This window comes from Gemmatimonadaceae bacterium (assembly GCA_030647905.1).
In the GTDB taxonomy this organism is placed as follows: domain Bacteria; phylum Gemmatimonadota; class Gemmatimonadetes; order Gemmatimonadales; family Gemmatimonadaceae; genus UBA4720.
Genome location: JAUSJA010000037.1, coordinates 63,228 through 75,819, shown reverse-complemented (window position 1 = coordinate 75,819; position 12,592 = coordinate 63,228). Strand labels below are relative to the sequence as shown.

The 12,592-nt window shown below is 63.3% G+C and carries 16 protein-coding genes; all 16 read right to left on the bottom strand.

Features of this window, described 5'->3' with window-relative positions; all coding sequences use genetic code 11:
• Positions 1 to 42 precede the first annotated feature (42 nt).
• Positions 43 to 1,254, bottom strand: coding sequence for a hypothetical protein (locus tag Q7S20_14310; GenBank protein ID MDO8503004.1), 1,212 nt, complete (start codon positions 1,252 to 1,254; stop codon positions 43 to 45).
• A complete protein-coding gene (locus Q7S20_14305; GenBank protein MDO8503003.1) occupies positions 1,251 to 1,826 on the bottom strand; it encodes an aminodeoxychorismate/anthranilate synthase component II in 576 nt (191 codons plus the stop codon). Before Q7S20_14305 ends, Q7S20_14310 begins: the two co-directional genes overlap by 4 nt.
• Positions 1,823 to 2,743 carry a site-specific tyrosine recombinase XerD gene (xerD, locus tag Q7S20_14300; GenBank protein ID MDO8503002.1) on the bottom strand — a complete coding sequence of 307 codons (921 nt, stop codon included), beginning with the start codon at positions 2,741 to 2,743 and terminating at the stop codon, positions 1,823 to 1,825. Before xerD ends, Q7S20_14305 begins: the two co-directional genes overlap by 4 nt.
• Positions 2,744 to 2,747: 4 nt before the next feature.
• Complete coding sequence (locus tag Q7S20_14295) at positions 2,748 to 3,362, bottom strand: DedA family protein (protein ID MDO8503001.1); 615 nt, start codon at positions 3,360 to 3,362, stop codon at positions 2,748 to 2,750.
• Positions 3,359 to 3,853 carry a 2-C-methyl-D-erythritol 2,4-cyclodiphosphate synthase gene (gene ispF / locus Q7S20_14290; protein MDO8503000.1) on the bottom strand — a complete coding sequence of 165 codons (495 nt, stop codon included), beginning with the start codon at positions 3,851 to 3,853 and terminating at the stop codon, positions 3,359 to 3,361. Before ispF ends, Q7S20_14295 begins: the two co-directional genes overlap by 4 nt.
• A 52-nt stretch (positions 3,854 to 3,905) precedes the next feature.
• Positions 3,906 to 5,150 carry a beta-ketoacyl-ACP synthase II gene (gene fabF, locus Q7S20_14285; GenBank protein ID MDO8502999.1) on the bottom strand — a complete coding sequence of 415 codons (1,245 nt, stop codon included), beginning with the start codon at positions 5,148 to 5,150 and terminating at the stop codon, positions 3,906 to 3,908.
• Positions 5,150 to 5,389, bottom strand: coding sequence for an acyl carrier protein (locus tag Q7S20_14280; GenBank protein ID MDO8502998.1), 240 nt, complete (start codon positions 5,387 to 5,389; stop codon positions 5,150 to 5,152). The genes fabF and Q7S20_14280 overlap by 1 nt, the downstream gene beginning before the upstream one ends.
• 89 nt (positions 5,390 to 5,478) lie before the next feature.
• Positions 5,479 to 6,216, bottom strand: a complete 738-nt coding sequence (gene fabG / locus Q7S20_14275) for a 3-oxoacyl-[acyl-carrier-protein] reductase (GenBank protein MDO8502997.1) — start codon at positions 6,214 to 6,216, stop codon at positions 5,479 to 5,481.
• Entirely contained in the window at positions 6,213 to 7,145 is a 933-nt protein-coding gene (fabD, locus tag Q7S20_14270; GenBank protein ID MDO8502996.1) for an ACP S-malonyltransferase, read from the bottom strand. Before fabD ends, fabG begins: the two co-directional genes overlap by 4 nt.
• A 12-nt stretch (positions 7,146 to 7,157) precedes the next feature.
• Entirely contained in the window at positions 7,158 to 8,147 is a 990-nt protein-coding gene (locus Q7S20_14265) for a beta-ketoacyl-ACP synthase III (protein MDO8502995.1), read from the bottom strand.
• Entirely contained in the window at positions 8,144 to 9,184 is a 1,041-nt protein-coding gene (gene plsX / locus Q7S20_14260) for a phosphate acyltransferase PlsX (GenBank protein ID MDO8502994.1), read from the bottom strand. The genes Q7S20_14265 and plsX overlap by 4 nt, the downstream gene beginning before the upstream one ends.
• A gap of 2 nt (positions 9,185 to 9,186) precedes the next feature.
• Positions 9,187 to 9,369 carry a 50S ribosomal protein L32 gene (gene rpmF, locus Q7S20_14255; protein MDO8502993.1) on the bottom strand — a complete coding sequence of 61 codons (183 nt, stop codon included), beginning with the start codon at positions 9,367 to 9,369 and terminating at the stop codon, positions 9,187 to 9,189.
• Positions 9,370 to 9,390: 21 nt separating this feature from the next.
• Entirely contained in the window at positions 9,391 to 9,903 is a 513-nt protein-coding gene (locus Q7S20_14250; protein MDO8502992.1) for a DUF177 domain-containing protein, read from the bottom strand.
• Positions 9,904 to 10,087: 184 nt separating this feature from the next.
• Entirely contained in the window at positions 10,088 to 10,516 is a 429-nt protein-coding gene (gene ndk / locus Q7S20_14245; protein MDO8502991.1) for a nucleoside-diphosphate kinase, read from the bottom strand.
• A gap of 23 nt (positions 10,517 to 10,539) precedes the next feature.
• Entirely contained in the window at positions 10,540 to 11,406 is an 867-nt protein-coding gene (gene sucD / locus Q7S20_14240) for a succinate--CoA ligase subunit alpha (protein MDO8502990.1), read from the bottom strand.
• Positions 11,403 to 12,545: an ADP-forming succinate--CoA ligase subunit beta gene (gene sucC, locus Q7S20_14235; GenBank protein ID MDO8502989.1), complete on the bottom strand. Its 1,143-nt coding sequence runs from the start codon at positions 12,543 to 12,545 to the stop codon at positions 11,403 to 11,405. The genes sucD and sucC overlap by 4 nt, the downstream gene beginning before the upstream one ends.
• Between the last annotated feature and the right edge of the window lie 47 nt (positions 12,546 to 12,592).

Here is a 12,592-nt window from a genome sequence, read left to right as displayed (position 1 = left end):
TGGCGCATGACTCAGCGCGAGGATTTCGCGCTCACCGCATCGCTACAGCGAGAGAGAGAAGCCGAGAGAAAACGCGTTCCGCCGGGAGTAAGGTGTCTTCCGGTAGTTCGGATCGATGTGGTACTGCGCCTTCACCAGCTTGACGCCCAGGCTGACGCCGATGTTCTGGATGAGATCGGGAAGCTCTCCAATTCCCGCCGAGCCCGCGGCATATCGGGCGCTGACGACGGGTGGGCCGACGAACGGCAGGACAGGAGCGCTGAGCGGCAGGTAATATTCTCCCTCCACATAGAGCAGGCGGTCACCGCCGAGCGCCAGCAGGTCCACCGTCGCCAGCGTGCCCGCGCCACCAAGCCAGGCGAAACGTTGAGGAGGAGCCCCCGTTCCCGGTGTGATCAGGGCGTGGCCGCGGAAGCTGAAGGTTTGCGTACCGAATGTTGGAAAGCTCACCTTGGATCCGATCGTGATCTGCGTGAATGTCGCGACATCCGGATCGGCGTATTCGGGCGCGTCGAATGCGCGCTCGACCCGCACCTCTACTGAGCCGGTCAGCTCCGGGTGCTCGTACGACGCGGCGATTGCTCCGAGTCCCGAGGTCATGTGACCGCGGGCTATCGCGGGATTGATGCGTCGCATCTTGAGCGAGTCGCTGCGTCCAAGGAAGCTCCATGGTGCGGACGAATGCGGGACGTGGATGCCAGTGGACCACGCGTTCTCGTGCAGAACGCCAACCGAGGGCGTCACCGTCCATGCGCCGTTGGGCATGGAATGCGAGAGCGTGCCCGTAACACGATCGGCGCGAAAGTAGTTGCGCGAGTCGCTTCCCACTCCTATCGTGGCAAGGCTGTTGAGAAAGTCAGAGCGGATCCACGAGTCGTTGGTGAATGTTTCACGGCCGCCCGTGATATCGAAAGCGTCGTGCTGCCCGAACCGGATGGTGACCCCGAGTCGGGGGTCCACATTTCCGAGGTTCGACCTGTATGTGACCGTCGGATCGAGCGAGAGACGGCCCGAGGCGAGCGAGACGTAGGGTCCCCACGGGAGCGCCAGTCCGTCTATCCGGTTGTATGACGGAGCACGCAAGCCGACACCGAGGGGAAGCGAGATGGGGCCCTCGTCGTAGATAACGTATGACGTGTCGACCGGTTGAGTCACAGACGCCGTGTCCTGGGCGGATATGCTCTGCGAAGCGCCAACTGACGCCATGGCGAAGAATACGACCGTCGCCGACGAGCGGAATCGCCGCGCCGTCATCGTGTGAGTCGGAGAAAATTGTAGAGAAGCTTCTTCCCGCTCTGCGTCATCACCGACTCCGGGTGAAATTGAACTCCCCACACCGGGTGCTCCCGATGCTTCATCGCCTGAATGCCCGCGGGATCATCCACCTCCCACGCCAACGCCTCGAGGTCCGGCGGAAGCGACTCTGCCTCGACGGTCAGCGAATGATATCGCATCACCTCGAGCGGCGAATCGATTCCCTCGAACAACCCGCTCCCGTTGTGCGTTATGCGCGACGTTTTCCCGTGCATCAGTCGCGGCGCGCGCACCACTCGTCCGCCGTACGCCTCGGCGATCGCCTGGTGACCGAGACAGACGCCGAGCACCGGAATGCTCGATCCGCATTGGCGGATCGCTTCGATGCTCACACCGGCCTCGGCGGGCGTGCCCGGGCCGGGCGAGATCACGATCGCCGCCGGCCCGAGCCGCTCGATTTCATCGGGTGTGATCTCGTCGTTCCTCCGTACTGCCGGGTCAGCCCCGAGCTCGCCCAGATACTGGACGAGATTGTACGTGAACGAGTCGTAGTTGTCGATAACGAGTATCATGCCCGTGGGTGGAACTGGCGGTGGACCGACCGAAGGTACTCCCGGTCAACGTGCGTGTAGATCTGCGTCGTCGAGATGTCTGAATGGCCGAGCATCTCCTGCACGGCTCTCAGGTCCGCGCCGCCCTCGAGCAGATGCGTGGCGAACGTATGGCGGAGCGTGTGCGGAGAGACCGGCTTGGTGATTCCCGCCATCTGCACATACTTGCGGAGGATCTTCCACGCCCCCATGCGCGACAATGGCTCTCCGCGGGCGTTGAGGAAGAGGATTCCCTTCCCCTGTCCACGCTCGAGTCTGGGCCTGAGCTCGCGCAGATAGATCGCGACGGCACCTATCGCTCCTCTGCCAATCGGAACCAGACGCTCCTTCGATCCCTTGCCGAAGACGCGCAGCAGGTGCTCGTCCATGAGAACGTCCTTTATGGAGAGCGAGATCCATTCCGAGACGCGCAGGCCCGCTCCGTACGCGAGCTCCAGCATCGCGCGGTCGCGGAACACGAGTGGCTCGTCGAGCGATGGAGCGGCAAGAAGCTTCGTCGCCTCGTCCACCGTCAGCACTTCGGGAAGTGTTCTCCAGCGCTTCGGCGCTTCTAGCCTCTCGCTGGGATCGCGGACGAGTTCGCCTTCGGCGACCATGAACCGGAAATAGCTGCGCACCGCGGAAACATTTCGCCGGATGGACGACGGCGAGAGCCCGAGATCCTTGAGCTGATAGACGTACTCCCTGAGAATCTTTGCGCTCGCGGCGGCGGGCGACGGAGCGCCCTTGACGACGCAGAACGTCGCGAAGCGCGCGACATCTCTCAGGTACGCTTCGTTCGTCCGGGGAGACGCGCCTTTTTCCACCGACAGATAGTCCTGGAACCTCTCAAGCTGGAAAGGCCGCGATATCTCGTCCGGGACACTCAGTGCGCGCACGGCTTCATGTCCGGGTCCTGTTTCGTCGCATGTAGACGATCGCCGCGACGATCAGCACGAGCGCCACGGCAGAGAGTCCGATGATCTTGCCCGAGCGAACGATCGTCGCATGCAGCGCGTCCCAGTTGGATCCGGCCCGGAATGCGATGAAAGTGATGAACGCGAACCAGATCCCTGATGCCGTGGCGACAGCGAGGGCGACCGGTAGCGCCGGCAGCCTCATCGCTCCGGCGAAGGGAGGCACCACCGCGCGCACTGCCGGCAGAAATCTGCTGATGAACAGCGCGGGAAGCCCGAACCTTCCGTAGAGTGCCATGAGTCTCTGTTCCGCACCCTTCCCTGCCCACCGCTCCAGCCGCGACATGAATGCGCTCGACCCATAGCGGCGGCCGACATAATACATCAGCGAGGCTCCGGCGAGGTTTCCGATCCACGATACGAGAAACGTCGTGTACGGGGACGCCTTGCCCCGCGCGGCGAGAAAGCTGCCGAATGCGACGACAGCGTCCGCGGGAAACGGCGGAAAGATGTTCTCGACGGCGGAGATCACGCCGATGGCCAGGTAGAGCGCCGCGATCGGGAGCCCGCTCAGCCAGTTGATGACCGCTTCTACGTTCAATCCGCACCCGCGTCGTCAATCGAGACGATCGTTGCAACCGCCATGCAAGCGAGGCCCTCGCCGCGTCCGATCCACCCCATCCCTTCATTCGTCTTGCCCTTGAGTCCCACGGCGGCCGCGTCAACGCCAAGCGTCGTGGCGAGCGATTCCCGCATGCGCTCCCGGTACTGCGCGATCTTTGGCTTCTCGGTGACGACCGTGACATCCACATTGGATACCGCGAACCCGATTGCGCGAAGGCGGCCGACCGCAGCCGCGAGCATCTCCATCGAATCGCGGCCCTTGTTCGCGGAATCGGTGTCGGGGAACATGCTTCCGATGTCTCCGACCGCGGCAGCGCCCAGTATCGCGTCGGTGACCGCGTGCGCGACGGCATCGCCGTCGGAATGCGCGGCGAGGTGCATATCGCTCGCGACCTCGACTCCGCCGAGCAGCATTCGACCACCCGCGGCGAAGCGGTGAGAGTCGTAGCCGATGCCAGTGCGAATCATCGGGTGTCGCGAGGTTGTGCGATCAGGCGGTCCGCCTGGAGCGCGCATCGCGTCAGTCCGTGTACCGCTGGACCGCGAGCGTCGTGTTGTGGCCGCCGAAGCCGAAGCTGTTGCTCAGCACGGCCGTGATGTCCCTCCCTACCGCCTTGTTCGGCGTGTAGTCGAGGTCACACTCTGGGTCCGGCGTCTGATAGTTGATCGTCGGCGGGATGAGGCCGTGTTTGATCGCGAGCGTACTGATGACCAGCTCGACTGCTCCCGCCGCGCCGAGCATGTGTCCGGTCGCCGATTTTGTCGAGCTGACGCTCACGCCCGCCGCATGCTCGCCGAACACCGCCTTAATGGCGAGCGATTCGTTGAGATCGTTGGCTGGCGTGGACGTGCCGTGCGCGTTGATGTACTGCACGTCGGCCGGTGTAAGGCAGGCATCCTTTAGCGCGCGCTTCATGGCCCGCTGAGCGCCTTCTCCCTGCGGCGCGGGAGCCGTCAGGTGATACGCGTCTCCGGTCGCGCCATACCCGACGATCTCGGAGTAGATGTTCGCGCCGCGCTTCCGCGCGTGCTCCAGTTCCTCGAGGATCAGAACAGCGCCGCCTTCACCCATCACGAAGCCATCGCGGGTCGCATCGAACGGCCGCGACGCAGTCTCCGGCGAATCGTTCCGCTCGGATAGCGCCTTCATGTTGGAGAATCCACCCACGGCCATCGGCGTCACTGTCGCTTCCGCTCCGCCCGTGATCATCACGTCGGCGTCGCCGTACTGGATCGTCCGGTATGCATCACCGATCGCGTGAGCGCTCGTTGCGCACGCGGATACCGTCGCGTAGTTGGGACCCTTCGCGCCCCATTGCATGGACACGATTCCGGCGGCAATGTCGGAGATGAACATCGGGATGAAGAAGGGAGAGATCTTGCTCGGGCCGCGCTGACGGTAGACGTCGTGCTGCTCCTCGAAGATCTTGAGGCCGCCGATGCCGCTGCCGATGATGACACCGGTGTTGAAGGGGTCGTATCCGGTCCCGTCGCCGAATCCAGCATCGTCCATCGCCTGCTTCGAGGCGGCGACAGCGTACTGAGAGAACTGATCGGCTCGCTTCGCTTCCTTCTTGTCCATATACTGAAGGGCATCGAATCCCTTCACCTCGCAGGCAAAGCGGACGTCGAAGGTGCTTGCGTCGAAATGCGTGATCGGTGCGGCACCCGAGCGCCCCTCGATGAGAGAGCGCCACATCGTCGCCACGTCGTTGCCGACAGGCGTCACGGCTCCCATCCCCGTGACGACGACCCTTCGCTTCATTACGCGGGAATCTTGCTGTTGAGATAGCCGAGAGCGTCACCGACAGTGCGGAGCTTTTCCGCGTCCTCGTCCGGGATGTCGATGTTGAACTCCTTCTCGAACTCCATGACCAGCTCGACGATATCAAGGCTGTCGGCGCCCAGGTCCTCGATGAAGCTCGCCTCGTTGGTGAGCTTCTCGCGCTCTACTCCGAGCTCTTTCTCGATGATGTCCTTAACCTTCTCCGAGTTATCGGCCATGATGTTGTCCTCGTGTCTGTGGTGAGTTGGGGAAATATAGTTAACCGATGTGATGCCAGAAAGTTACGTGCCCTCTGTTGCGGCCGGGTTTACATCACCATGCCGCCGTCCACGACGATCACCTGGCCGGTGATGTAGGACGCGTGATCCGAAGCCAGGAACACTACTGCCGCAGCAACGTCCTCCGGGCGGCCGAGGCGCTCGAGCGGAATCAGCCCGTTGAGCGCGCTGCGCGCCTCGGGAGTCATCGCCGCCGTCATCTCGGTCTCGATGAACCCGGGAGCGATCGCGTTGACGAGGATGTTCCGCGATCCGAGCTCCTTCGCGACCGACTTGGTGAGCGCGATGAGACCGGCCTTGCTCGCCGCGTAGTTTGCCTGCCCCTTGTTGCCGTTGAGCCCGACAACGCTCGCCATGTTGATGATGCGTCCTGAGCGCTTCTTCATCATGCCGCGCGACACGGCGCGAATAGCGGCGAAGGCGCCGCGAAGATTAGTGTTGAGGACAACGTCCCAGTCTTCGTCCTTGAGCCGCATGACCAGATTGTCGCGTGTGAGACCGGCGTTGTTGACGAGGATGTCAATGCCGCCGAATTCCTTCTCCACGTCCGAGATCAGCGTGGCGACGGATGCAGTGTCGCTGACGTCGCACGCGAACGCCGCGGCGCCTTTCCCAATCTCCGCGGCAACGACGGCGGCTTTTTCACGATCGCGTCCCACTACGGCGACGCGCGCTCCGCTCGCCGCCAACGCAGTGGCAACCGCACGCCCGATTCCACGCGTGCTCCCGGTGACTACGGCCGTCTTTCCTGTCAGGTCTATGTTCATGCCGCCAGCTGGTTGAAGAGTTTCTCGATTTCGGCGGTCGTCCCGCAAGCCAGGCCCCTCGCTGACGGCACGATGCGAGTCAGGAGGCCGGTGAGAACGTTGCCAGGCCCCATCTCAACGTACAGCGCATCGGGATACAATGCCGCCATGCGCGTGATCTCACCGGTCCAGCGAACTGGCGACGTGAGCTGGCGTACCAGTAGGTCGCGCGCGTCGGCCGCCGATGACGAAGGCTCCTCGGTAACGTTCGAATAGACCGGAAATGCCGGCTCGCCGAACTCGGTAGCCGCGACGGCTTCGCTGAATCCGGCAACCGCCGGCTCCATGAGCGGCGAATGGAATGCCCCGCTCACCGGCAGCCGCACTGCTCGCCTGGCTCCGTTCAGCATTGCCAGCCCCATCAGCTTCTCTACTCCGGCGACCTCGCCCGACACCACGATCTGCTCCGCGGTGTTGTAATTTGCCGGCACGACGAGGCCGGCGCTCCGCGTGGCGAGCTCGCAGAGCGATTCGATCGAGTCGTCGAGCTTGCCGAGAACGGCGGCCATTGCGCCCGGACGCGTCACTCCGGTCTCGTACATCAACTGCCCGCGGCGTCTCACCAGCCGCGCAGCATCGGCGAGCGTTGTCGAGCCTGCGGCGTGATATGCAGTATGCTCCCCGAGAGAGTGGCCGGCGGCCGCACGGACGGAAGCGCCAAGTCTCGCTTTCACGATGGACCACACCGCTGCTCCGTGCGCGAGCAGCGCGGGCTGCGCGTTGAGCGTCGCGGTCAGGTCGTCGGCCGGTCCTTCGAAGCACAACGTGCTCAGCGACATGCCGATCGCCTCGTCCACTTCCTCGAAAACGCGGCGCGCCCCGGGAAATGCATCGGCGAGATCCTTCCCCATCCCCGGCTTCTGCGAGCCCTGGCCGGGGAACAGCAGCACGACGTCCACGTGCTAGAAGCGGATGATCATGGACGCCCAGGTGAAACCGGCGCCAAACGCGACGAGCAGAACCGTCGAGCCTTCATTGATTATTCCCTTTTCGACGGCCTCATCAATGGCGATGGGAATCGAGGCGGAAGACGTGTTCCCGTAGCGGTCAACGTTCACGTAGACCTTGTCCATCGGAATATTGGAATGCTTGGCCGTGGCCTCGATTATCCTGACGTTGGCCTGGTGCGGTATCAACAGATCTATGTCCGCACTGGTCAGGCGCGCCGCGTCGAGCGCGCGATCGGCGGCTTCCGACATGGACCGCACCGCATGCTTGAACACTTCGCGGCCGGCCATTCGCACGAGGTAGCTGCGCTCGGCGAGAACCTCCGGGCTCATCGGGATCGTCGCGCCGCCGCTCGGACGATAGAGCAGGTCCGCCAGCTTCCCGTCGCTCCGCAGGAACGCGGAAAGAATTCCTCTGCCGGTGCGCGAGCGCTGAAGAATCACGGCGCCCGCTCCGTCGCCGAACAGAACACACGTTGCGCGGTCCTTCCAGTCCACGATCGAGCTCATCTTCTCCGACGCGACGACGAGAATCGTCTCGGCGACGCCCGAGGCGATCAACCCTTCCGCCACCGTCATGCCGTACAGCCATCCCGAGCACGCAGCACCGATGTCGAATGCCGCCGCGCGCGATGCGCCGAGCGCCGCCTGCAGGTCCACCGCCGTCGCCGGCAGCAACCGGTCGGGAGTAGCCGTGCTGAGCACGATGGCGTCGAGCTGACCCGGATGAACGCCCGCCCGCTCCATCGCCTTCCGGGCGGCCGTCGCCGCCATGGAGCAGGTAGTATCACCTTCCTTCGCGATATGGCGCTCGACGATCCCCGAGCGCTCGACGATCCACTCGTGCGACGTCTCGATCCCGATGGCCGCGAAGTCATAATTCGTCATCACGTGCCCGGGAATCCCGCGGCCTGTCGCCATCACCGCAGCGATTGGTCTCTTCATGATGCCGTCCTCGTCTCGCCCGCCATTGACTCGACCGCGGCCAGTTTCTCGCCGATGCGCTCGTTCATTCTCGTCTCCACCGCCCGCACCGCCGCGCCGATTGCGTTCTTGATGGCGCGCGGCGTCGAGTTTCCGTGACAGATCATGCTCACTCCGCGCACGCCGAGCAGAGGAGCTCCGCCGTATAACGACGAATCGAGCGCGCCGAGGGACTTTCTTACGCGCGGCATGTCGATCTCCGCATCGCGCTCCATTATCTCGAGGATCATTGGAATTACGCCTTCGTAGAACTTGAGCACGATGTTGCCGGTGAATCCGTCACAGACGACGACGTCGAGCGGTCCGCGGTGGCTCGCCCCAGCGGGAAGGTCTCGTCCCTCGATGTTTCCCTGGAAATTGAAGCCGGCATCGCGGAAGAGTGGGTATGCGTCCTTGGATACGGCGTTGCCCTTCGACTCCTCCTCACCGATGCTGAGAAGGCCAACGGCCGGATTCGGGCGGCCGAATGCGCATTCAGCGTAGATCGCACCAAGCCACGCGAACTGCACCAGTTCGGCGGCAGAGCAATCCACGTTGGCGCCGGAATCGAGAAATACGATCGGCTCACGCGACGTCGGCAGGATGGTCGAGACCGGCGGCCGCTTGAGCCCCGGGTGGAGGCCGAGCAGCACGGCGGAGACCGCCATCTGTGCGCCCGTGTTGCCGGCGGAAACGAACGCGTCGGACCGGCCGTCAACCTGGAGCTTGATGCCGACCGCCATCGGATTGTTCGGTTTCCTGCGCAGAGCGGCGGTCGGTTTCTCCGCCATCTCGATGTTGTCGGGAGCTTCGACGATCTCGATGTGGCCGCGGACATGCGCACAATGCGCAAGCTCGCCGCTGAGAAGCTCGGCGAGCTGCTTTTCGATGACTGTCGTCTGCCCCACGAGCTGCACAGTCTGACCGTCCTGCCGCTCATCGAGTGCCTGAAGCGCTCCTGCGATAGTTGCCCGGGGTGCGAAATCGCCCCCCATGGCGTCCAACGCGATCCGCGCCAAGTCTACGCTTCCCTGGCGGCTACTCGCTGTTCACCGTCGTAGTATCCGCACTCTTCACAGACGTGATGCGGACGCCGCATGCTCTGGCAACGCGGGCATTTCTGGATCGCGATGGCTGGTGCGGTCTTGTGCGTGTTGCGAGCGCGCTTCTTTCTCTTTGAGGTGCGGCGCTTTGGTACGGCCATTGTTGTTTTCCAAGTTGAGTTTCAGGGCAGCTGATCGCGGATTGACCGCAACGTGTCCCAACGGCTTTCAGTCGTTGCCGGCGCACAATCGCATGTGCCGGTGTTCAGATCGGTCCCGCAGATTGGGCAGAATCCCTTGCAGTCCTCGCGGCAGAGCACGAAACCCGGCACCATGAGGAGCCACACTTCGCGCAGCGCCGGCCGCAGATCGAGGTCACGGCCGTTCGGATCGAACGGATAGACGTCAGGGTCATCCGCACTGTCCTCACCCTCTGACGAGAAGATGAAATGCGCCTCCTCGCTGACTGGAACGGGCACATCGGTGAGGCACCGCCGGCATGGCACCCCTGTCTCCCCGCTGAACCGACCACTGAAATAGAACCGCGACGGACCGGCCGCCGACAGGCGGCCCTCCAATCGGATCGGTTTCGAGGGACGCACGTCACCGGCTTCCCAGACCGGATCGTCCGGTGCGAGCTGCCCATCGACATGCGCCGCCTGCGACTCCAGTGAACGGATGTCAAACGACAGCATAAGTTTTTAAAGCTAGCGACCTTATGGGCGTCCGAAAAGTGGCGTCCTTCGTCCCGGTGCCGGCTTCGCAAGTGCGGTTAACCACAGATGGCGCAGATGGGCACATCTGGGCTCATCTGTGCCCCATCTGTGCCCCATCTGTGCCATCTGTGTTAGCGCTTTCTCGTGAGGGGCCGCCGAAGCATCATCGCGCCTGGATCATCTCGGCGTCGGAGAAGAAGAACCTCGCTTCGCGCTCTGCGTTCTCGTCCGAATCGGACGCGTGGATCGCGTTCCGCTCCTTCGACTCCGCAAACAGCTTCCGCACCGTGCCCTCGGCGGCCTCTGCCGGGTCGGTCGCGCCGATCGCTTCCCTCAGCCCGAGGACCGCATCGGACTTCTCGAGCACCATCGGCATGCATGGTCCCGAGGTCATGAAACGGACCAGCGAGCCGTAGAACGGCCGCTCCTTGTGGACCTCGTAGAAAGCCTCGGCCTGCGCCTCGTTCATGTGAAGCACGCGGGCGGTGACGATCTTGAATCCGCCCGCCTCGAGGTGCGCGATGATCTTCCCGGCCTTGCCCGCCCCGAACGCGTCCGGCTTCACGATCGTGAGTGTCTTGCTTCCAGCCATGTCTATGTCCTGTAAGTATTTAGTTATACACTGCTGAGAAGTTGCACGATATCGATCGGACGCTTCGCGACGCCAACGCCGTTCTCCTCGAAGGCCTGCATTTTCTCCGCGGCGGTACCGGCCGATCCGGAGATGATCGCACCCGCGTGACCCATGCGACGCCCTGGCGGAGCGGTCTGTCCCGCGATGAAGCCGACCACGCGCTTCGTCATCTTCTCCTTCACGAACTCCGCCGCTTCCTGCTCCTCGGTGCCGCCGATTTCGCCAATCATCACGACGGCTTCCGTATCCGGGTCGGCTTCGAACGCCGCAAGGCAATCAATGAAGTTCGTTCCGTTGATCGGATCGCCGCCGATTCCGACACACGTCGTCTGCCCCATGCTCGCGCGGGTCATCTGGAAGACGACCTCGTAGGTGAGCGTTCCCGACCTGCTCACGAGCCCGATGGGACCCGGCGTGCAGATATTCCCCGGAATGATTCCGACCTTTGACTTGCCCGGAGAAATCAACCCCGGACAGTTGGGGCCGAGGAGGCGGGCCGCCTTCTCCTTAACGAACGGATAGACCCGCGTCATGTCGAGAACGGGCACGCCTTCGGTGATGCAGACGATGAACGAAACGCCGGCGTCAGCGGCCTCCATGATCGCGTCGGCCGCGAACATCGGCGGAACGTAGATAACGGTCGCGTTCGCGCCCGTCTCGTTCACTGCGTCGGCGACGGTGTTGAAGATTGGCACCGCGCCGTCGAACTTCTGCCCGCCCTTGCCCGGCGTCACGCCGCCGACGACCTGTGTCCCGTACTCGATCATCTGGCGCGTGTGGAACGATCCGTCGCGCCCGGTGATTCCCTGAACGAGCAGCCGCGTGCCGTTGTCGATGAAAATGCTCACGCTGCCTTCCCCGTCGCCAGTGAAACCGCCTTCTTTACCGCCTCGTCCATGTCCGTCATGGCCGAGAATCCGTTTTCCTGGAGAATCCTGAGGGCGATGTCCTCGTTCGTGCCTGTGAGGCGGATCACGATCGGCACCTTCAGCGGATTCTGCTTTGTCGCGGTGACGATGCCGTTGGCGACGTCATCGGTACGCGTGATGCCGCCGAAGATGTTGAACAGGATGGCCTTCACGCTTGGGTCAGCCGTGATGATGCGAAGCGCGCTGACGACCTTCTCCGGGTTCGACGATCCGCCGATGTCGAGGAAGTTCGCCGGCTCTCCGCCGTAGTATTTCACAAGATCCATCGTGGCCATGGCGAGGCCGGCGCCGTTCACTACGCATCCCACGTTTCCATCGAGCTTGATGAACGTGAGATTCGCCCTGCGCGCCTCGACCTCGCTCGGCGCTTCGGCAGACTCGTCGCGAAGTGCGGCGATGGCTGGAAGACGATCGAGCTCGTTGTCGTCAATCACCATCTTGGCGTCGAGTGCGACGATGTCGCCGGCTGGGGTCGTGACGAGCGGATTGATCTCCGCCAGCGAACCGCCGCTCTTCACGAACGCCGTGTAGAGCTGCTGCATGATCTTCGCCGCCGCGCGGGCCTGCTTCACATCGTCGTACAGGAAGAAGCCCATCTGCATCGCCTCATAGGGCTGCAGGCCGTACCGCGCGTCCACCGGACGACGCATGATCTTTTCCGGGGTCTTCGCCGCGACTTCCTCGATGTCAATTCCGCCCGCCCGGCTCACCATGAACACTGCCCGCTTCGACGCGCGGTCCACGATGATGCCGACGTACGCCTCCGACTCGATGTCTGCCGCGGGAGTGACGAGCACCTTCTCGACGGGAAGATCCTTGATCGTCAGCTTCAGGATCTTCTCGGCGACCTCTCGTGCCTCCTCGGGTGACCTGGCCAGCTTCACTCCGCCGGCCTTGCCTCGTCCGCCCGCATGCACCTGGGCCTTAACGACTACGGTACCGCCAAACTTGCGGGCGATTGCCTCGGCTTCGGCCGCGGTCGTCGCGACTTCGCCAGGCGGGATGGGAATGCCGGCATCCCGAAAGATTTCCTTCGCCTGGTATTCGTGGATGTTCAAACTTTCTCCGCTCCGCGGATCACCGCGGCTGGTGGGTTCTGTTATTG

What these genes read in the sequence shown, in the direction of transcription:
- Q7S20_14310 (MDO8503004.1), bottom strand. Translation starts at nt 1,254, where the DNA reads ATGACGGCGCGGCGATTCCGCTCGTCGGCGACGGTCGTATTCTTCGCC.
- Q7S20_14305 (MDO8503003.1), bottom strand. Translation starts at nt 1,826, where the DNA reads ATGATACTCGTTATCGACAACTACGACTCGTTCACGTACAATCTCGTC.
- ispF (MDO8503000.1), bottom strand. Translation starts at nt 3,853, where the DNA reads ATGATTCGCACTGGCATCGGCTACGACTCTCACCGCTTCGCCGCGGGT.
- fabF (MDO8502999.1), bottom strand. Translation starts at nt 5,150, where the DNA reads ATGAAGCGAAGGGTCGTCGTCACGGGGATGGGAGCCGTGACGCCTGTC.
- Q7S20_14280 (MDO8502998.1), bottom strand. Translation starts at nt 5,389, where the DNA reads ATGGCCGATAACTCGGAGAAGGTTAAGGACATCATCGAGAAAGAGCTC.
- fabG (MDO8502997.1), bottom strand. Translation starts at nt 6,216, where the DNA reads ATGAACATAGACCTGACAGGAAAGACGGCCGTAGTCACCGGGAGCACG.
- Q7S20_14265 (MDO8502995.1), bottom strand. Translation starts at nt 8,147, where the DNA reads ATGAAGAGACCAATCGCTGCGGTGATGGCGACAGGCCGCGGGATTCCC.
- rpmF (MDO8502993.1), bottom strand. Translation starts at nt 9,369, where the DNA reads ATGGCCGTACCAAAGCGCCGCACCTCAAAGAGAAAGAAGCGCGCTCGC.
- Q7S20_14250 (MDO8502992.1), bottom strand. Translation starts at nt 9,903, where the DNA reads ATGCTGTCGTTTGACATCCGTTCACTGGAGTCGCAGGCGGCGCATGTC.
- ndk (MDO8502991.1), bottom strand. Translation starts at nt 10,516, where the DNA reads ATGGCTGGAAGCAAGACACTCACGATCGTGAAGCCGGACGCGTTCGGG.